Raw genomic sequence first — 20011 nt, forward strand, 5'->3', positions numbered from 1 at the left:
GTGAGCTATCTCTGACAATTCCAACAAAAGAGAGGCAATACCAATGGGTGTGTATGACTACAAAAACTTCGGCACAGCCGATTCCAAAGCGTTGTTTACCGACGCAATGGCGATCACGCTGTATTCCTATCACAACCTCGACAATGGCTTTGCCACCGGTTACCAGCACAACGGCTTCGGCCTGGGCTTGCCGGCGACTTTGGTCACCGCGCTGCTGGGTGGCACCGATTCCCAGGGCGTGATCCCCGGCATTCCCTGGAACCCCGATTCGGAAAAAGCTGCGCTGGAGGCCGTGCAAAAAGCCGGCTGGACGCCCATCACGGCCTCGCAACTGGGTTATGACGGCAAGGTCGACGCTCGCGGAACGTTCTTCGGCGAGAAGGCCGGGTACACCAGCGCGCAGGTCGAGATCCTCGGGAAGTACGATGCTCAAGGCCATCTCACCGAAATCGGCATCGCCTTTCGCGGCACCAGCGGGCCGCGAGAAACCTTGATCGGCGACTCCATCGGCGACGTGATCAACGATCTTCTGGCGGCCTTCGGTCCCAAGGATTATGCGAAAAACTATGTGGGCGAAGCCTTCGGCAATCTGCTCGGCGACGTCATGGCATTTGCCCAGGCCAATGGCCTGTCAGGTAAAAACGTGCTGGTCAGCGGCCACAGCCTCGGCGGGCTGGCGGTCAACAGCCTGGCGGACTTGAGCACGGACAAGTGGTCCGGGTTCTACAAGGATTCCAACTACATCGCCTACGCGTCCCCGACCCAGAGCAGCACCGACAAAGTGCTCAACGTCGGCTATGAAAACGACCCGGTGTTTCGGGCCCTCGACGGTTCATCCTTCAACCTGTCGTCGGTGGGTGTGCACGATGCCGCCAAGGCCTCGGCGACCGATAACATCGTCAGCTTCAACGACCACTACGCCTCGACCGCGTGGAATGTGCTGCCGTTCTCCATCCTCAACATCCCGACCTGGATCTCGCACTTGCCGACCGCTTATGGCGACGGCATGAACCGGGTGATCGAATCGAAGTTCTACGACCTCACCAGCAAGGACTCGACGATCATCGTCGCGAACCTCTCGGACCCGGCGCGCGCCTACACCTGGGTTCAGGACCTCAATCGCAACGCCGAAACCCACAAGGGCAGCACCTTCATCATCGGCAGCGACGGCAACGACCTGATTCAGGGCGGCAAGGGCAACGACTACCTGGAGGGCCGTGAGGGTAACGACACCTTCCGTGACGGCGGCGGCTACAACATCCTGTTGGGGGGCAAGGGCAACAACGTGCTGGACTTGCAGCAGTCGGTGAAGAATCTCGACTTTGCCAATGACGGTGCCGGCAACCTCTATGTTCGTGATGCCAATGGCGGCATCAGCATCACCCGGGACATCGGCAGCATTGTCACCAAGGAACCGGGGTTCTTGTGGGGGTTGTTCAAGGATGACGTGACGCACAGCGTGACGGCCAATGGACTTGCCGTCGGCAACAACCTGACGTCATACGCGTCATCGGTGAAGGGCGGCGCGGGGGCCGATACGCTCAAGGCGCATGCGACGGGCGACTGGCTGTTTGGTCTGGACGGCAACGATCATTTGATCGGCGGCAAGGGCAACGATGTGTTGGTGGGCGGGGCGGGGAATGACCTGATGGAATCGGGGGGCGGGATTGATACGTTCCTGTTCAGCGGTGCGTTTGGTCAGGACCGGGTGGTGGGGTATCAGGCGAACGACAAGCTGGTATTTCTCGGGGTTCAGGGGGTCGTGCCGAATGATGACTATCGGGCTCATGCCACGGCGGTGGGGCAGGATACGCTGCTGACATTTGGTGGGGATTCGGTGACGTTGGTGGGGGTTGGGCTGGAGAGTTTGTCTGGCTCCGGGATCGTAATCGCCTGACGTTGATTTGCCGCCGGTAAGGGCCTCTTCGCGGGCAAGCCTCGCTCCTACAGGGTTGTGCGATTCCTTTTAGGAGCGAGGCTTGCCCGCGAAGAACGATAACCCGGTTTTCAGTCTTCCTCGCGAACCGTCGCCACGTCGTCGGCATTGACCTTCACTTTCGCGCCGGAAATATCCTCAAATTCGTAAAACCCGTCCTTGGTCTTGGTTTTCGGCATGTCCTTGGTCAAATACTGGGTGCCGTTCTGCAACGTCACGACTGTTGGCGTGGAGCAACCGGCCAGGGCCAGGAAGGCCGCCGCTGCCAAGGGCAAACCCAGAGTCTTGATATTCATACCCACCTCTCAACTGCATAAAAAAAGCCGCTATGCCGGTTGGTGCCGTGGATTGGCAGAAAGTTCGATGGCCACCTGAAAATAGCCAAATAGCGCCGCCGCTTATCCTTTTCCGTTTGCACCGGAGTCGCTGTAGCTGGTATCTGTACGCATAACCAGTACTCGCACGCCATGGCCCTTTCTCCAGTGACTGCAAATCCTCTCGACGATCCGTTCTATTACCTGAACAACTTCATGCAAGTGCTTGATTGGCTTGAGCATCGCTATGCCGATGTACTGAGCGTCGAGGAGCAGGTCTTCATCCGCGATTTCCGTCGACAACCTCGTGAGTCGCGGGCGCTGCTGGTCAGGATGGTGATGCGCAAGGGCCTGCATTTCAGGGCTGGCAAATTGAGTTACGTCGAGATTGGCGACATTGCCAGTGCTGCCGAGCCATTGCTGGCGTCAGGCTGGATCTCTGCGCAATCGCCGCTACAGATCGAGGAACTGTTCGACGTTCTGCTCAAGGCCGAGATTCTTCACTGCTTCGGTGCCGCCATCGAGCAACCCAAAGGCAAGAAGACCGATTGGCTGGCGACCCTGAGCGAGCAGTTCTGCGAGGCGCAAAGCTTCGCGCAATGGTGCCCGCAACTGAACGACCGGCTGTTCACGCTGACCATCATGGACCTGTGCGATCGCTTGCGGCTGATGTTCTTCGGCAACCTGTATCAGGACTGGTCGGAGTTCGTGCTGGCCGACCTCGGCATCTTTACCTATGAAAAAGTCGAATTCTGTGCCGAATCCCGGGGCCTGCGCAGCCGTGAAGACGTGGACGCCTGCCTGTTCCTGCACCAATGCCAGCAACGTTTCGAGGCCGGCGAGGCGGTGGCAGATATTGTCGAGCAGATCAACGGGCTGGCGCTCGACAACCCGTGGTTGCAACGCCGTCGCGGCAAGCTGTTGTTCCAGATCGGTCAGTACTGCGAACGCATCACGGATTTTTCCACGGCGCTGACGATTTACCGCGACTGCGCCTATCCCGGCGCTCGGGTGCGGCTGATTCGTGTGCTGGAACGCTGTGGTGAATATCAGTTGGCCTTGCATCTGGCCACTCAAGCTGAGCAACAACCGGAAAGCGCCACCGAGCATCAGCATGTGCTGCGTGTGTTGCCCAGGCTGCGGCGTAAACTGGGCGGCCCGGCAATGAAGCGCCCATCTCCCCGTGAAATGCTGCGCCTGGACCTTCAGTTGTCCAGGACCGATCCGGCGCTGTCGGTCGAATTTCATGTTCAGGCGCACCTGGCGGAGGACTCGGCGCCGGTGCATTACGTCGAGAACAGTCTGATCAACTCGCTGTTTGGCCTGTTGTGCTGGCCGGCGATTTTTGCTCCGTTGCCGGGGGCGTTTTTCCACCCGTTCCAGCGCGGGCCGGTGGACCTGCTCAACGAAGACTTCCATGCACGTCGAGCAGATGAGTTTCAGGCCTGTCTGGCCGAACTCGAGGACGGGCGTTATATCCAGACCATCCGTGAACGTTACGTCGCCAAGTGGGGCGTGCAGTCACCTTTCGTGTTCTGGGGCGCGCTGAGCGAAGAATTGCTGGATCAGGCGCTTGACTGCCTGCCCGCCGAACACCTCAAACACTGGTTCAATCGCCTGTTGCTGGACATCAAGGCCAACAGGGCCGGCATGCCCGACCTGATCCAGTTCTGGCCGCAGCACAAGACCTACCGCATGATCGAAGTCAAAGGCCCCGGCGATCGCCTGCAAGACAACCAATTACGCTGGCTGGAGTTCTGTCACGAACACCAGATGCCGATCGCCGTCTGCTACGTGCAATGGGCGGAGCAGAGCGCTTGAGCTACAGCATTGCGGTGCGGGCGCTGTGTGAATTCACCGCCAAGGTCGGCGACCTCGACCTACGTTTCACGCCGTCGCCGACCGCACTGGAGGGCATCGTCGGGCATCGCACCGTGGCCTCGCGTCGAAGCGAGGGTTATCAAAGTGAAGTCGCCCTGGAAGGCCTGTTTAAAACGTTGAAGGTCAAGGGCAGGGCGGACGGCTACGACCCGGTGCAAAACTGCCTGGAAGAAGTCAAAACCTATCGCGGCGACCTGAGCAAGCAACCGGCCAACCACCGGAAATTGCACTGGGCGCAAGCGAAGGTCTACGGGTGGCTGATGTGCCAGAAGCTGGAATTGGCGCAGATCAATCTGGCGCTGGTGTACTTCGACATTGTCAGCGAAAAGGAAACCTGCCTGGTCGAGGCCTTCAGCGCCGGGGAGCTGCAGTCGTTCTTCGAGCATCATTGCGGGCTGTTCCTGCAATGGGCCGAGCAGGAAATGGCCCATCGCGACGCGCGCAATCACGCGGCACAGCAATTGGCGTTTCCCCATGACGACTTTCGTCCGGGGCAACGGCACTTGGCGGAATCGGTGTTCAAGGCGGTCAGCACCGGTCGATGCCTGATGGCTCAGGCGCCGACCGGCATCGGCAAGACCGTGGGCACGCTGTTTCCGCTGCTCAAGGCCCTGGCGCCGCAGCAATTGGACAAGGTGTTCTTTCTCACGGCGAAAACACCGGGGCGCAAACTGGCGCTGGATGCCGCGCAAGTGATCCTGGATAGCGCCGCTGCGCCGCCGCTGCGGGTGCTGGAGCTGATCGCCCGGGACAAGGCCTGCGAGCACCCGGACAAAGCCTGTCACGGTGAATCCTGCCCGTTGGCCCAAGGTTTTTACGACCGTTTGCCGGCCGCCCGCCAGGCCGCCAGTGAACTCCGCCTGTTGAATCAGGACGCATTGCGCCAAGTGGCATTGGCGCATGAAGTCTGCCCTTATTACCTGAGCCAGGAAATGGCACGCTGGGCAGACGTGGTGGTCGCCGACTACAACTACTATTTCGATTTCAGTGCGTTGCTGTTCGGATTGGCCCAGGCCAATAACTGGAAAGTCGCGGTGTTGGTGGATGAGGCGCACAACCTGGTGGAACGCGGCCGGCAGATGTACAGCGCCACGCTCGATCAGTCGACCCTCAATGGGGTACGAAAAACCGCACCGGACGCCCTGAAAAAACCGTTGCAGCGGGTAAATCGCGAGTGGAATGCCCTGCATAATCTGCAATTGGCGCCGTATCAGGCATACGACAAGGCACCGGAAAAACTCCTCCTGGCGCTGTCGTCGTGCAGCGCGAGCATCGGCGATTATCTCAGCGATTATCCACAGGGCCTGGACAGCGCCCTACAGAGTTTTTACTTCGATATGCTGCAGTTTTGCCGGGTGGCCGAACTCTTCGATGAGCAGTTTCTGTTCGACATCAGCAAGCGTGACCTTGAGCGCAAACAACACCTGTCGCAACTGTGCCTGCGCAACGTGGTGCCGGCCGGTTTCATCCGCCCACGCCTGACGGCTGCGCGCAGCACGGTGCTGTTTTCCGCGACGCTCAGTCCTCGGCATTATTACGCGGACCTGCTGGGTACGCCGCCGGATACGGTGTGGATCGATGTCGAATCACCGTTCCATGCCGACCAGTTGAAAGTGCACATCGTCAGCCAGATATCGACCCGATTCGTCCACCGTCAGGCGTCCCTCGAACCGATTGTCGAACTGATCGCCCGGCAATTCAGCCAACGCCCCGGCAACTACCTGGCATTTTTCAGCAGCTTTGATTATTTGCAGCAAGTGGCGCAGTTACTGGCCGAGCGACACCCGCAGATCACCCTGTGGTCGCAGTCCAGGGGAATGACGGAAGGGCAACGCCAGGCCTTTCTCGATCAGTTCACCGTGCATAGCCAAGGTATTGGTTTTGCGGTGTTGGGCGGAGCGTTCGGTGAAGGTATCGACTTGCCCGGCGCACGCCTGATCGGCGCGTTCATTGCCACCCTGGGGCTGGCGCAACTCAATCCGGTCAACGAACAGATGAAGCATCGAATGGCGGCGATTTTCGGCGCCGGTTATGACTACACCTACCTGTATCCCGGGGTGCAGAAAGTGGTGCAGGCGGCAGGAAGGGTGATCCGCACTCAGCAGGATCAAGGGGTGGTGATGTTGATTGATGACCGGTTCGGCGACAGCAAGGTCAAACACTTGCTGCCGCGTTGGTGGTCGGTCGAGCAGGCACATTTGACCTTTGTTACGTAGGACCTTTTACCTTTTAAAACAAAGACATATCTTGAAAGAAACACGCATTTGAACAAACGGTGAAACAGCGCTTTATTCAAGGGGCAGGCAATCACTTTCAGCCAGCTCTTTGATAAGGAAATCAAGGCATGTCTTCCGCACCGAACTTCAACTACACCTACACTTCTGAGCAGGTCACTGCCGCGTTCAATGCAATCAAAACCACACTGTTTCGCGGTATCACGGCCGAGGAAACGCCCAAAATCCTGGTGGTCGCCGGGCTTGAAGGCTCGGGTAAAACCTTCCTTCTGGAAAACACACTCCTGCCGACCCGGCGCTACGACAAATATGTTCGTCTCTACCTGCCCGAATACCGACAAAAGCACCCTCAATACGCGGAGATGATCAAGCTCGGCGTCCTGCATGCGTATGAACATACCGAAGCTTTCGTCCGAGAGCTCTGCGCCAGGATTTTCACCGAAGCCTTCACGCTCAAATACAACATCATCATGGAGTGTGCGTTCGACAGCATCGATTTCGCGACATTTCCGCCACTGGCGACGGCGTCCGGCTATCAGTTCGAAACGCATATTGTTGGCTGCACGCTGGAGTTCACTCACGTATCGAGCATCAAAAGAGCCTTCAAAAGCCTGGAAAACCGCGAGCTGGAAAGGTTTGTCACGCTACCGACGCTGGAGGCTTCCATGAGGAATGTGCAAGCGGTCATCCTGGCCTTCGAAACCGCGTCGAAGGCGGTCGACCGTTCACAAATCACTATTTATGAACGCGGGTTCGGGGCGCTGAAAGAGCGCATCTCGCGTGCTCATATCACTTACTCCACAACCGCTGGCGCGACGCCATCCACGGCGCCCACGGTGTACAGCGCCTATGCCAGCATCATCAATAATCATGTCCACACCCTTATAGAACGGGACGAGATGGTAAAAGAATGCCACTTGGCGTTACTCAAAACCCAGACGTACGCCCAGCTTGTCCCTGACGTTGTTTACAACGACCTGTACGCCTACATCGTCAAATACGTGTACCGATAAGCAGGCGAACCCACTCGGCAGCGAAGCGATGGCAGTCTCCCGGCCAGCGAGCGGTCAGCAACTGGCCATCTCGGACGACGAAACCTCGTAGTGGCTGTTCCGCCGAATTACGCCCAGCTGCGCGTCATCAGCAACGGGTTCAATAGGCCGAAGCCGATGTCCACCAGGCGCGAGTCGGCGTAGGCCGGCAATCCCTCGGGTGACGCAAAGCGCACCTCGATGCCGGCCTGGCGCATGGCTTGCCATGGAACGCTGCTTTCAGTGGGATCGTAGTCTGACGTGGGCAACAGAATCAGGATCATCGGGGCGCCTTGAATGGGCCAGGAATGGCGTTTGGCGTCGAGAATAGGTGGTCTGAACGCTACGCTCCAGTGCTCGACCGTTTTCTGGCTTACCAAACCCACGGTTTGTCGCATACTCCACAAAACAATAATCGCAGGTGTGATCGATGAGTGATAACCAGTCCAAAACCAACTCCATCGAGGAAATGCGCTTTCGCCTGCTGATTGATTCTGTGGTGGACTATGCGATCTACATGATTGATCCCGATGGCATCATCACCAGCTGGAACGCGGGCGCCAAACGTTTCAAGGGGTATGAGGAGGCGGAGATCCTCGGTCAGCACTTTTCGCGATTTTATACCGAAGAAGATCGCGCTATCGGTCTGCCCCGGCGTGCACTGGACACGGCGATCCGCGAAGGTCGTTTCGAAGGCGAAGGCTGGCGGGTTCGCAAGGACGGCACGCACTTTTGGTGCCACGTGGTGATCGATCCGATTCGCGACCCGGCGGGCAAGCTGTTGGGTTTCGCCAAAATCACCCGGGACCTCACCGACCGCAAAATGGCCGAAGAGACCCTCAAGCAAAGCGAGCAGCAGTTTCGGTTACTGGTTCAAAGCGTCACAGACTACGCCATCTACATGCTCGCCCCGGACGGACGCCTGACCAACTGGAATCAAGGCGCCCAGCGCATCAAGGGTTACCGGCCCGAAGAAGTCATTGGCCAGCATTTTTCGATCTTCTATACCCCCGAAGACCGCGAAGCCGGGGAGCCGCAACGCGCGTTGGAGACGGCGACACGAGAGGGTCGCTTCGAAAACAAGGCCTGGCGCGTGCGCAAGGACGGGACGCGGTTCTTTGCCCATGTCGTGGTCGATCCGATCTGGGGGGAGACGGGCACGTTGCTGGGCTTTGCCAAAATTACCCGGGACATCACCGAGGCCACACAAGCACAGAAGGTTTTGGAACAAACCCGTGAAGCGCTGTTCCAGGCGCAGAAGATGCAGGCCATCGGCCAACTCAGTGGCGGGATCGCCCACGATTTCAATAATCTGCTGACCGTCATCCTTGGCAACCTGGAAATCGTCCGTAAACGCGTGGGAGACAATCCGAAAGTCACTCGATTGGTGGACAACGCGACCCAGGGTGCCTTGCGTGGTGTGTCCCTGACTCAACGCATGCTGGCTTTCGCCCGACGTCAGGAACTCAAGTCCGAATCCGTCGAGATACCCGCGCTGATAGAAGGGATCAGCGGCCTGTTGCGCAGCGCCCTCGGACCTTCCGTACAGCTCGAAACCCGTTTTCCCCCCGATCTCGTTCCGGTCATGGCCGATGTCAATCAACTCGAACTGGCCGTGCTGAACCTCGCCACCAATGCCCGGGATGCCATGCCCAACGGCGGCAAAATCGTCATCGGCACCCGGACAGAAGAAGTCTGCGATCAATCAACGTTATTGCTGGAGCCCGGCCGCTATGTGTGCCTGAGTGTCGCCGATACGGGAGAGGGCATGGATGAGGCCACCCTGGCCTCGGCCATGGACCCTTTCTTCACCACAAAAGGGGTGGGCAAAGGCACGGGGCTGGGGTTGTCGATGGTGCATGGCTTTATCGAGCAATTGGGCGGGCGATTCGTTCTCAAGAGCCAGAAGGACATAGGCACGACTGCCGAACTGTGGATACCGGTCGCCACGTCTGCTTCGGTCAACAAACCCGCTGCAGCGGAGGTGCAAGCACCGTCAGTGGATCAATTGTGCGTATTGATCGTGGACGATGACAGCCTTGTGTTGACCAGTACCGGCCTGTTGCTTGAGGACCTTGGCCACCGGGTGATCAGTGCGGTGTCCGGCGCACAAGCGCTTGATCTGTTCGAACTCGAGCAGGACATTGACCTGGTCATTACCGACATGGCGATGCCACAAATGAATGGTGCGCAACTGGCGAGGGTCCTCCGAACCTTGAAACCAGGGCTGCCGATTATCCTCGCCACGGGTTATGCCGACCGCCTGGAAGGCTTCGCGATCGAACTCCCGCGCCTGTCCAAACCCTTCACCCAACTCAATCTGGTGGAAGTCATTGCCCTGGCCATGAAGTGACCGGGGTTACGCTCAACCGTCCGCGTTCTTCTTGAAGCCGCGCAAGTTCATGGCACACAGGCAAAACTGCAACACGATCAGTGCGTAGGCTTGGGTCTGGTAACCCCAAATCACCCACAAAATATTGCTGGCAATAAAGAAGCTGAAGCCCCACACCCTGCGCGATGGTTTTTGCGACCCGATCAACCACGCCGCCAACACCGTGACCAGCATCGCCGGCCATTGCACCCAATCGAGAGAATCCATCCGCGTTCCTTGAAAGTCAGCATCTGTACATGAAGGACCACGAAGGCAAGCCACCGTTCGAGCGATTTGCATCAACACGGCGTTGAAATCCGGATGAACTTTGTCCAGGCAGCTTTCTTCTAAACGCTTTCCCTATCCTCGTGTGACTTCCGTGCCAAGAATACTGACCGAGCCCCCGGCCGAAGACGCCCTCGGCGAACACAACGCCAAGATGTTCGGTTCACCCAAGGAGCGCCTGGATTTCTACCGTCGGGAAATCCAGTACGAAACCAGCATCCTGGCCAATCGAACCGACGCTTACCTGGCGGCGCAATCGTTTCTGGTGATTGCCTTTGCATCCTGCATGTCCAACCTCAATCCCGAGTGGGGAAAACTCTTCACCCTGGTGGTGCCGCCGTTCCTCGCGCTGCTGGGCCTGCTCAGTTCGCTGAACGCCTGGCCGGGTATTCGTGCGGCCTACGACATCATCGATCACTGGCACTTCAAGCAGAGTGAGTTGTTGCGCAGCGAGCCACTGATGGGGCTGGCTTACGATGACTCACCGCTGTTCAGTGAAATGGAATCGTCCCACAAGGGGTATCGCAAATCGTTGTTGTTTTCGGTGCGCACGCCGTGGATCTTCGCGACGTTCTGGGTGTTGCTGGGCAGTTATGCGGTTTACATCCAGATCACCAATCCCGGCGGCTGAACCGCAGACTACAACGCCCGGCAACCGCCGGGCGTCTATTGATTCGAGTTCAGGCCCGGTCTTCGAACTGCTGGCGCAACCGGTGGGAGTTGTTCACGGACATCGGGATTGGTGGAAAATCCGCGTTGAGCAAGCGCAAATGCTCGATCGCTTCCTGAAACTTTAGATCAGCCTTCCTGCGCATCGCCTGATAGCGCTCAAACCGTTCCAGGTCCATAGCGCCGACCTCAAGCATTTCAAAGGCGCCGCGGCTCAGCGACTGGGCTTCCTCAAACATCTGGCGATTGCATTCCAGGGCGAACGCCCGGCAGGCTTTGATTTGATCAGGGGTTGAACAGTGAATCATGACCGGCACCTTAATTTGCTTGAGGTCCCTTTTAAACGGCATCGTTGCCACAGTGGAACCGAACCTGTCGGGTTCCGCCGTGCAGAAAAAAACAGGCGGAATTAAGGTTGTGACTATCGGGTTGCACAGGGATTTCAAATTTTTTAAAGCGAAAATTCGTTCGATTCACCCTTAAATACGCAGGCAAAAAATCAAATAACCTGTTTCTTACGCCTTTCATAGCGGGCGAGGGTGGGTTGCGTGCTGATGCCGTGGATCAGAATGCTCAAGGCGACCACGGACAAGGTAAGGTCCATACACAGCGTCGACACCGACTGGCCGAGCCCGTGATTCAAGGCGTAGAACAAGTAATACAGACTGCCGATGCCGCGGATGCCGAACCAGCCGATCAACATTCGTTGCCGCCAATCGAGCAATCGGCCCCACGGCATCACGGCGACACTCAAAGGGCGAATCAGGCAAAACAACACCCCGCCGACCAGCAGCGCGCGCCAGTCCCAGTGAGCGATCAGCACGACGCCAAGCAGCGTCACCAGAAACACTTCCATGGCCCGCTCCACGAGACTGCCAAAGGCGAGCATGTCACCCATCATGATGCCCGCGGCGACCTGGGGGTTTTCAAGGTTGTCGGTATCGCCATGCACCGCGTGTTGCAGTTCGACGTTCTGGTGACCGACAACGGTCTGGACCAAATGCTCGGCCGGGAGCTCGGCATTGCCCGAGGTGCTGACTTCCTCTTGCCGCAATCCGAGGCCAGCGGCGAACACCGATAGAAACCCATAGGCGTGGATAGACTCGGCCCCGACATACGCCAAGGCAATCAAGGCGAGCGCGAGGTAATCGTTCGGGGACAACGTGCTGTCATCGTTCTTGATCCGCAGTGCCAAGGTCAGGCGCCCGATGCCGCGTCCCATCCAGTAACCTGTCAGCAAACCGGCCGGTACAGCCCAGATCAGGCTGCGTAGCACCCAGTCGCCAAACCAGCCGGGGTTACCCTCGTGTTGCAGCAGGAGCAGGCCGAGGATCACGAACGGAAACGCAATTCCGTCATTGAGCCCGGCTTCACCTGAGAGGCCAAACCGCACGCTGTCGTCATCCCGCGCGTCGTTGACCTGGACCAGCGCGGCGAGCACCGGATCGGTGGGGGCCAGGATCGAGCCGATCAGCACTGACACGCCCCACGACAGTTGCAGCGCGTAATGCAGCAACAAGCAGACGCCGACAATGGTCAACAGCATGACCGGGCCGGCCAGGCCGAACGCGATCCGCCAGTTTTTATGCTTGAGCGGCGAGCGCAATTTCAGGCCGCAGACAAACAATGAAAAGAGCACCGCGACTTCCGTCAGGTGCTCCATCCAGATCGAAGCGTCAGCGGTGTCCAGCTTCAACAGCCCGAACCCGGCCGGCCCGATGGCTGCGCCCAGCACCAGGCACACCGCAGACGTGGTCACCGGCATCCATCGCAGGTAGGACGAGGTCAGCGCCAGCGTCAGGAGCACGGCACCCAACACGGCCACCCATAAAATGAAACTCATGCTCAGTTCTCGCTGGGGGGGACCGCGTTTTTGGGCCGCTTTGGATCAACCGACCGTCGCGCGCAGGTACTCAGGCGTCAGCACGTTGAACCACAGCACAATCATCTCTACCAGAATAGTCACCAATACCAGAAGCCCGAGACCCCAGACGCACGCCGCGTTCAGCAGGCCTTGTTCCTTGCGCTCGTGCATGAACGTCGGCAGGCCAAAAAATATCAAGAACGTCGAGTAAAGGGACGCCGCGCCCAGTACCGCAACCGAATCCACCAAAATCCCCTTTTGGAGCGAGCCTGGTCGGAAAAACAGTGTGTCAGTCGACATATTCATTACTGACACGTCGCCTTCGTGAGCAGACTCGTTGCCACAGGGGATTTGCGGTGTTGATCCGGAGGTGTCAGGCCTTGAGGTTGACCAAGCTGCGCTCCATTCGCGCCAAACCTTCTTCCAGCAACGCCCGTGGGCAGCCGAAGTTCAGGCGCACGAACTGGCGGGCGTTGTCGCCGAAATCCAGGCCGGGGCTGAGGCCGACTTTGGCCTGGTCGAGGAAGAACTGCTGCGGGTTGTCCAGCCCCAGCGCCGAGCAATCGAGCCACGCCAGATACGTCCCCTGCGGGATGTTCATCATTACACCCGGCAAACGCGTGCGAACCGCTTCCACCAGATAATCCCGATTGCCTTGCAGGTACGCCTTCAATCCCGCCAGCCACGGGCCGCCTTCGCTGTAGGCCACGCGCGTTGCTTCCATGCCCAGCGGGTTGACGCTGTCGACCATGCCGCAACGGGCATGATTGACCCGCGCACGCAACGCCGAGTCTTGAATAATCATGAAGGAGGTTTTCAGCCCCGCGATGTTGTAAGCCTTGCTCGCCGACATCAAGGTGATGGTGCGCTTGGCGATCTGCGGGCTGAGCGATGCTGTGGGAATGTGCACGCGGTCGTCGAAGCACAGTTCGGCATGAATCTCGTCGGAGATGATCCACGCGTTGTGTTCCAGGCAGATGTCGGCCAGCGCTTGCAGTTCTTCCCGTGGGAAAACCTTGCCCAGCGGGTTATGCGGGTTGCTCAGCAGCAGCGCGCCGCCGCCGGTCAGTGCCTTGCTCAAGGTTGTGAGCGGCGTGTCATACGTGCCGTCACCCAACGCGTCGAATTCCAGTTCAACCTTGTTCAAGCCCCAATGACCTGGTGCATGACGCAGCGGCGGGTAGTTCGGCACCTGAACCACGACGTTCTGTTGCGGCTCGACCAGCGCCTTCAGCGCCATGTTGAAGCCCGACTCCACGCCCGGCAGGAAGATCAGTTCCTCCGGCAGTACGCGCCAGGCGTATTTGTTCCAGAGGTCGGCCACGATGGCGGCGCGCAAATCGTCCTGAGGCACGCTATAGCCGACCATCGGGTGTTCCAGGCGTTTACGCAGGGCTTCAAGGATGACCGGCGGCGCGGCGAAGTCCATGTCGGCGACCCACATCGGCAACACGTCGGCCGGGTAGCGGCTCCACTTGGTACTGCCGGTGTTGTGGCGGTCAAACACCTGATCAAAATCGAAGGTCATGCTCAGTCTCATAAAGGCCGGTTGAATATGGCGCCCATGATAATCGCCAAGCCCTGTGGGAGCGAGCCTGCTCGCGATGGCGGTGGGTCATTTAACATCTATGCAAGTAGAACCGCCGCTATCGCGAGCAGGCTCGCTCCCACAGGTTTGGTGTGATGGCTGACATCCGGATTGCCCGATGGTCGGTTTTCATGCAGTCAGTTCTCCCATTGGCTAACGTTTCAAGTGTCGGTACCCACGCTACCGCCACCGTGATCGTCCAGAAAAACCCGGCAAAAGTACCGGGTATCCACCTGATCAGGAGTGCACGATGGACCTCAACCGTCGTCAGTTCTTCAAGGTCGCCGGTATCGGCCTTGCGGGCTCGAGCCTCGGCGCGCTGGGCATGCTTCCCGCGCCTGCCTTCGCCGAGCAGGTACGCCATTTCAAACTCGCCCACACCCATGAAACCCGCAACACCTGCCCGTACTGCTCGGTCGGCTGCGGGTTGATCATGTACAGCCAGGGCGATACCGCCAAGAACGTCGCGCAAAGCATCATCCACATCGAAGGTGATGCCGATCACCCGGTCAACCGCGGCACCCTGTGCCCCAAAGGCGCGGGCCTGCTGGACTTCATTCATAGCCCCGGGCGCCTGCAATATCCGCAGGTGCGCAAGCCCGGCAGCACCGAATGGACGCGCATCTCCTGGGATGAGGCGATGGATCGCGTTGCCGACCTGATGAAGGCCGACCGCGATGCCCACTTCATCGAGAAGAATGACCAGGGCCAAACGGTAAACCGCTGGCTGACCACCGGTTTCCTCGCGGCCTCGGCGGCGTCCAACGAAGCGGGTTACATCACCCACAAGGTCATTCGCAGTCTCGGCATGCTGGCGTTTGATAACCAGGCGCGTGTCTGACACGGTCCGACGGTGGCAAGTCTTGCCCCGACGTACGGCCGTGGCGCCATGACCAATACCTGGACCGATATCGCCAACGCGAATCTGATCCTGGTGATGGGCGGCAACGCAGCAGAAGCGCACCCGTGCGGTTTCAAATGGGTGACCGAAGCCAAGGCGCACAACAAGGCGCGGCTGATCGTGGTCGATCCGCGTTTTACCCGGACCGCCTCGGTGGCCGACTATTACGCGCCGATTCGCACCGGCACCGACATCGCCTTCATGGGCGGGCTGATCAATTACCTGCTGACCGAGGACAAAATTCAGCACGAGTACGTGCGCAATTACACCGACGTGTCGTTTATCGTCAAAGCGGGGTATGGCTTCGAGGACGGCATCTTCAGCGGTTACGACGCCGCCAAGCGCAGCTACACCGACAAATCCGGCTGGGGGTACGAGCTGGGCGAGGACGGTTTCGTCAAAACCGACCCGAGCCTGCAAGACCCGCATTGCGTGTACCAGCTGATGAAGCAGCATTACAGCCGCTACAACATCCAGTTGGCCAGCCAGATCTGCGGCATGCCAGTCGATGCCATGCAGAAGATCTGGGAAGAAATCGCCACGTGCTCGCAACCGGGCAAGACCATGACGATTCTCTATGCGCTGGGCTGGACTCAGCATTCGATCGGCTCGCAGATCATCCGCAGCGCGGCGATGGTGCAACTGCTGTTGGGCAACGTCGGCATGCCGGGCGGGGGTGTCAATGCCTTGCGCGGGCACTCCAACATCCAGGGCCTGACTGACCTCGGCCTGTTGTCCAATTCACTGCCAGGCTACCTGACCCTGCCGGGCGATGCCGAGCAGGATTACACCGCCTACATCACCAAGCGCACTCAAATGCCGTTGCGTCCCGGGCAGCTGTCCTATTGGCAGAATTACAGCAAATTCCACGTCAGCCTGATGAAAGCCTGGTACCGCGACAACGCCACGCTCGAGAACAACTGGGCTTACGACTATTTGCCGAAACTGGACATCCCCAACTACGACATCCTCAAAGTGTTCGACCTGATGGGGCAGGGCAAGGTCAACGGTTACCTGTGCCAGGGCTTCAACCCCATCGCGGCGTTGCCCGACAAAAACCGCGTGATGGCGGCACTGGCCAAGCTGAAATGGCTGGTGGTGATGGACCCGCTGTCCACTGAAACCTCGGAGTTCTGGCGCAATGTCGGGCCGTACAACGATGTGGAAACGGCGGGTATCCAGACCGAAGTCATTCGCCTGCCCACCACCTGTTTCGCCGAGGAGGACGGCTCGCTGGTCAACAGCAGCCGCTGGCTGCAATGGCACTGGAAAGGCGCCGACGGCCCGGGCGAGGCGCGCACCGACGTGCAGATCATGAGCGAGCTGTTCCTGCGGCTGCGCCAGCGCTATCAAGCGAATGGTGGCGCTTATCCCGACCCGATCCTCAAACTGTCATGGCCGTACAAGATCGCCGGCGAACCCGCGCCGGAAGAACTGGCGCGAGAAATCAATGGCTATGCCATTACCGATTTCACCGACGCCACCGGCGCGACGATCAAGGGCAATGCGCAACTCGCCGGTTTCGGCCAGCTCAAAGACGACGGCAGCACCGCGTCCGGCTGCTGGATTTTCTGCGGCAGCTGGACCGAGACGGGCAATCAGATGGCACGGCGCGACAACAGCGACCCTTACGGCATGCATCAACATCTGGGCTGGGCCTGGGCCTGGCCGGCCAACCGGCGGATTCTCTACAACCGCGCTTCGGCCGACCCGCAAGGCAAGCCATGGGATGAGAAAAAGCGCCTGGTGTGGTGGAACGGCAAAGCCTGGGGCGGCACCGATGTGCCGGACTTCAAGGCCGACTCGCCGCCGGAAGCCGGGATGAATCCGTTCATCATGAACCCAGAAGGCATCGCGCGGTTTTTCGCCGTCGACAAGATGAACGAGGGTCCATTCCCCGAGCACTATGAGCCGTTCGAAACGCCGATCGGCATCAACCCGCTGCACCCGGAAAACAAGAAAGCCACCAGCAACCCGGCGGCACGGATCTTCGATTCGGTGTGGGATTCCCTCGGCGTGGCCAAAGACTATCCCTATGCGGCGACAAGCTACCGGCTGACCGAGCATTTCCACTTCTGGAGCAAGCATTGCAAGCTCAACGCGATTTCCCAACCCGAGCAATTCGTCGAGATCGGTGAAGTGCTAGCGAAGGAGAAAGGCATTGTGGCCGGCGACCGGGTCCGGGTCAGCTCCAAGCGCGGGCATATCGAAGCCGTGGCGGTGGTGACCAAGCGGATTCGTCCGCTGCAGGTCAACAATCAAGTGGTGCACCAGATCGGTATCCCGCTGCACTGGGGTTTTACCGGCCTCACGCGCCACGGTTACTTGACCAACACCCTGGTGCCGTTCCTCGGCGATGGCAACACTCAGACCCCGGAATCCAAGTCATTCCTGGTCAACGTGGAGAAAGTCTAAATGGCCAGCCAAGACATCATCGCCCGTTCGGCCACCACCACCGTGCCGTCGTCGGTACGCAATCAGGAAGAAGTGGCCAAGCTGATCGACACTACCAAGTGCATCGGCTGCAAGGCCTGTCAGGTCGCCTGCTCGGAATGGAACGAACTGCGCGACGAGGTCGGCCACAACCTCGGCACCTACGACAACCCTCAGGACCTGAGCGCAGAAACCTGGACCTTGATGCGCTTCACCGAGCATGAAACCGACGCCGGCAACCTCGAATGGCTGATCCGCAAGGACGGCTGCATGCACTGCGCCGAGCCCGGTTGCCTGGCGGCGTGCCCGAGTCCGGGGGCGATCATCAAGCACGCCAATGGCATCGTCGATTTCGATCAGGACCATTGCATCGGCTGCGGCTATTGCATCACCGGCTGCCCATTCAACATTCCACGGATCTCGCAAAAGGATCATAAGGCCTACAAATGCACGCTGTGCTCGGATCGGGTGGAAGTGGGGCTGGAGCCGGCCTGCGTGAAGACCTGCCCGACCGGCGCGATTGTTTTCGGCAGCAAGGAAGACATGAAAGAACACGCGGCGGAACGCATCGTCGACCTGAAAAGTCGTGGCTTTGAACACGCCGGTCTGTACGACCCCGAGGGCGTGGGCGGTACGCACGTCATGTACGTGCTGCATCACGCGGACACGCCGATGCTCTACGCCGGTTTGCCGAGCAGCCCGACAATCAGCCCGCTGGTGGAATTGTGGAAAGGCGTAAGCAAACCCTTGGGGTTATTGGCCATGGGCCTGGCGGTGCTGGCCGGGTTCTTCCATTACGTGCGCGTGGGGCCGCAGTTGGTCGAGGAGGATGAATTGCCGCCGCTCAAGGATCCTTCGGTGCATGAGGTCGATCCGTCGGTGCACACCTTTGATCCGCGTGGGGAGGACAGACCATGATCCGCAGACAGATCCTGCGCTATACCGCGAACCAGCGCACCAATCACTGGCTGGTGGCGATCCTGTTTTTCATGGCCGCGCTGTCGGGCCTGGCGCTGTTTCATCCGGCGCTGTTCTGGCTCAGCCACCTGTTCGGCGGCGGGCCGTGGACGCGCATCCTGCACCCGTTCATGGGCGTGGTGATGTTTGTGCTGTTCCTCGGCCTGGTGATCCAGTTCTTTCGGGCGAACTTCTTTATCAGCAATGACCGGTTGTGGCTCCGGCGCGTCGGGCGGGTAATCCGCAATGAGGAGGAGGGCGTGCCACCGATCGGCAAGTACAACCCGGGGCAGAAGCTGCTGTTCTGGACCTTGCTGCTGTGCATGCTGGTGTTGCTGTTCAGCGGGCTGGTGATCTGGCGTGCGTATTTCAGCGAATACTTCGGCATCACCTCGATTCGCTGGGCGATGCTGCTTCATGCCTTGGCGGGTTTTGTGCTGGTGTTGAGCATCATTGTCCACATCTATGCCGGCCTCTGGATCAAAGGCTCGGTCAGCGCCATGGTGCATGGCGGGGTCAGCCGCGCTTGGGCGAAGAAGCACCATGAACTCTGGTATCGGGACGTGACTCGGGACGAACGCCCTGAGCGGCCGATCAGCAAAAAAGGATAACCCCCTTGGCGACCATTCTTGAGCCTGGAGAGATCGAAGCGGCGGCGGGTTCACCGCCGTTCCTGCACCTGCCGCCGAACAACTTGTTCGCGTTGCGGGCGCTGCGCCTGGAAAAACTGGCTGAAGGGCATCCACTGGCCGATTACCTGCGATTGGTGGTCGACCTTTGCCGTGTTCAGCAGAGCCTGTTTGACGATCCACCCAATGCTGCGCCGCTCGAACCCGAGCGCCTGCGGATGTGCCAGCAGCACGGTTTGCCACCGTTCGCCGCCGACAGTCTGGTGCGCGAGGACATCTGGTTGCCGTATCTCGACGCCTTGTTGCAGCGATACCCGCCACCGCCACACTCTGCCGTCGAGAACGCTGTCACAACCTTGCGCAACGCCAATAACGGACAACGCAAAGCCTGGGCGATCGCCTTGGTCAGCGGCCAATATTCGCTGCTGCCGGCGGCGCTGGTGCCGTTTCTCGGCGCGGCGTTGCAGGCGGCTTTCAGTCATTGGCTGCTGAACACGCCAGGCCTTGCACTGAAACCCGGCGACAGCCTCAGCCAATGCCCGGCCTGTGGTTCGCCGGCCATGGCCGGGGTCATTCGTCATCGCGGCAAACACAACGGTTTGCGTTATCTGGTGTGCTCGTTGTGCGCCTGCGAATGGCACGTGGTGCGGGTCAAATGCGTGTATTGCGAGCAAAGCAAAGGCCTGGAATACGTCAGCCTCGATGACGACCGCCATGCCGCCAATCAGGCGCCGTTGCGCGCCGAAACCTGCCCCGGCTGCCACAGCTACCTGAAACTGCTGTACCTGGAAAACGACGCAGAGGCCGAAGCACTTTCAACTGACCTGACCAGCCTGATACTGGACATGCGTCTGGAACAGGAAGGTTACGTGCGCCCGGCACCGAATCTTCTGCTCGCTCCGGGAGGCGATTAAGCAC

The 20011-nt window shown here is 59.3% G+C and carries 15 protein-coding genes and 2 pseudogenes; 10 read left to right on the forward strand and 7 right to left on the reverse strand.

The features are described from left to right. The first annotated feature begins 43 nt into the window (after positions 1–43). Positions 44–1897, forward strand: coding sequence for a polyurethane esterase (locus ACA068_RS15090; protein WP_497310511.1), 1854 nt, complete (start codon positions 44–46; stop codon positions 1895–1897). 110 nt (positions 1898–2007) lie between these two features. On the opposite strand, the gene ACA068_RS15095 is transcribed toward ACA068_RS15090, so the two are convergent. After that, complete coding sequence (locus ACA068_RS15095; RefSeq protein WP_497310512.1) at positions 2008–2232, reverse strand: YgdI/YgdR family lipoprotein; 225 nt, start codon at positions 2230–2232, stop codon at positions 2008–2010. A gap of 171 nt (positions 2233–2403) precedes the next feature. Here ACA068_RS15095 and ACA068_RS15100 point away from each other — a divergent pair, with 171 nt between their 5' ends. From ACA068_RS15100 to ACA068_RS15110, 3 genes are all read left to right on the forward strand, one after another. Next, a complete protein-coding gene (locus ACA068_RS15100; protein ID WP_497310513.1) occupies positions 2404–4071 on the forward strand; it encodes a VRR-NUC domain-containing protein in 1668 nt (555 codons plus the stop codon). Beyond that, on the forward strand, positions 4068–6347 hold the full coding sequence (locus ACA068_RS15105; RefSeq protein WP_497310514.1) for an ATP-dependent DNA helicase: 2280 nt from the start codon (positions 4068–4070) through the stop codon (positions 6345–6347). Before ACA068_RS15100 ends, ACA068_RS15105 begins: the two co-directional genes overlap by 4 nt. Positions 6348–6475: 128 nt before the next feature. Continuing rightward, positions 6476–7378 carry a zeta toxin family protein gene (locus tag ACA068_RS15110; RefSeq protein WP_497310515.1) on the forward strand — a complete coding sequence of 301 codons (903 nt, stop codon included), beginning with the start codon at positions 6476–6478 and terminating at the stop codon, positions 7376–7378. Positions 7379–7497: 119 nt separating this feature from the next. Here the strand turns inward: ACA068_RS15110 and ACA068_RS15115 are convergent. Next, positions 7498–7680 (reverse strand): annotated as a pseudogene (locus ACA068_RS15115) (hypothetical protein); the annotation flags it as partial. 146 nt (positions 7681–7826) lie between these two features. On the opposite strand from ACA068_RS15115, the gene ACA068_RS15120 reads away from it, so the two are divergent. Next, positions 7827–9749 carry a hybrid sensor histidine kinase/response regulator gene (locus ACA068_RS15120; protein WP_497310516.1) on the forward strand — a complete coding sequence of 641 codons (1923 nt, stop codon included), beginning with the start codon at positions 7827–7829 and terminating at the stop codon, positions 9747–9749. Positions 9750–9761: 12 nt separating this feature from the next. Here ACA068_RS15120 and ACA068_RS15125 read toward each other — a convergent pair whose 3' ends face one another. After that, a complete protein-coding gene (locus tag ACA068_RS15125) occupies positions 9762–9995 on the reverse strand; it encodes a hypothetical protein (RefSeq protein ID WP_497302817.1) in 234 nt (77 codons plus the stop codon). A 151-nt stretch (positions 9996–10146) separates the two neighbouring features. Between ACA068_RS15125 and ACA068_RS15130 the strand changes: the two genes are divergently transcribed. Further along, complete coding sequence (locus ACA068_RS15130) at positions 10147–10683, forward strand: hypothetical protein (protein ID WP_497302819.1); 537 nt, start codon at positions 10147–10149, stop codon at positions 10681–10683. Positions 10684–10732: 49 nt separating this feature from the next. Here ACA068_RS15130 and ACA068_RS15135 read toward each other — a convergent pair whose 3' ends face one another. From ACA068_RS15135 to ACA068_RS15150, 4 genes and pseudogenes are all read right to left on the reverse strand, one after another. Further along, on the reverse strand, positions 10733–11029 hold the full coding sequence (locus ACA068_RS15135) for a hypothetical protein (protein WP_497310603.1): 297 nt from the start codon (positions 11027–11029) through the stop codon (positions 10733–10735). Positions 11030–11220: 191 nt separating this feature from the next. Continuing rightward, positions 11221–12564, reverse strand: a complete 1344-nt coding sequence (locus ACA068_RS15140; protein ID WP_497302821.1) for a cation:proton antiporter — start codon at positions 12562–12564, stop codon at positions 11221–11223. A 45-nt stretch (positions 12565–12609) separates the two neighbouring features. After that, a pseudogene (locus ACA068_RS15145) lies at positions 12610–12825 on the reverse strand (hypothetical protein); the annotation flags it as partial. A gap of 133 nt (positions 12826–12958) precedes the next feature. After that, complete coding sequence (locus ACA068_RS15150; protein WP_497302823.1) at positions 12959–14113, reverse strand: MalY/PatB family protein; 1155 nt, start codon at positions 14111–14113, stop codon at positions 12959–12961. A gap of 310 nt (positions 14114–14423) precedes the next feature. Here ACA068_RS15150 and fdnG point away from each other — a divergent pair, with 310 nt between their 5' ends. The 4 genes from fdnG to fdhE are packed head-to-tail and all read left to right on the forward strand — an operon-like array spanning position 14424 to position 20007. Next, complete coding sequence (gene fdnG, locus ACA068_RS15155) at positions 14424–17489, forward strand: formate dehydrogenase-N subunit alpha (RefSeq protein ID WP_497302825.1); 3066 nt, start codon at positions 14424–14426, stop codon at positions 17487–17489. Next, a complete protein-coding gene (gene fdxH / locus ACA068_RS15160) occupies positions 17490–18425 on the forward strand; it encodes a formate dehydrogenase subunit beta (RefSeq protein ID WP_497302827.1) in 936 nt (311 codons plus the stop codon). Continuing rightward, entirely contained in the window at positions 18422–19075 is a 654-nt protein-coding gene (locus ACA068_RS15165; protein WP_497302829.1) for a formate dehydrogenase subunit gamma, read from the forward strand. Before fdxH ends, ACA068_RS15165 begins: the two co-directional genes overlap by 4 nt. Before the next feature lie 5 nt (positions 19076–19080). After that, positions 19081–20007 (forward strand): formate dehydrogenase accessory protein FdhE, encoded by a 927-nt coding sequence (fdhE, locus tag ACA068_RS15170; RefSeq protein ID WP_497302831.1) that lies wholly within the window; start codon positions 19081–19083, stop codon positions 20005–20007. Positions 20008–20011 lie beyond the last annotated feature (4 nt).

This window comes from Pseudomonas sp. LBUM1660, from assembly GCF_059695935.1.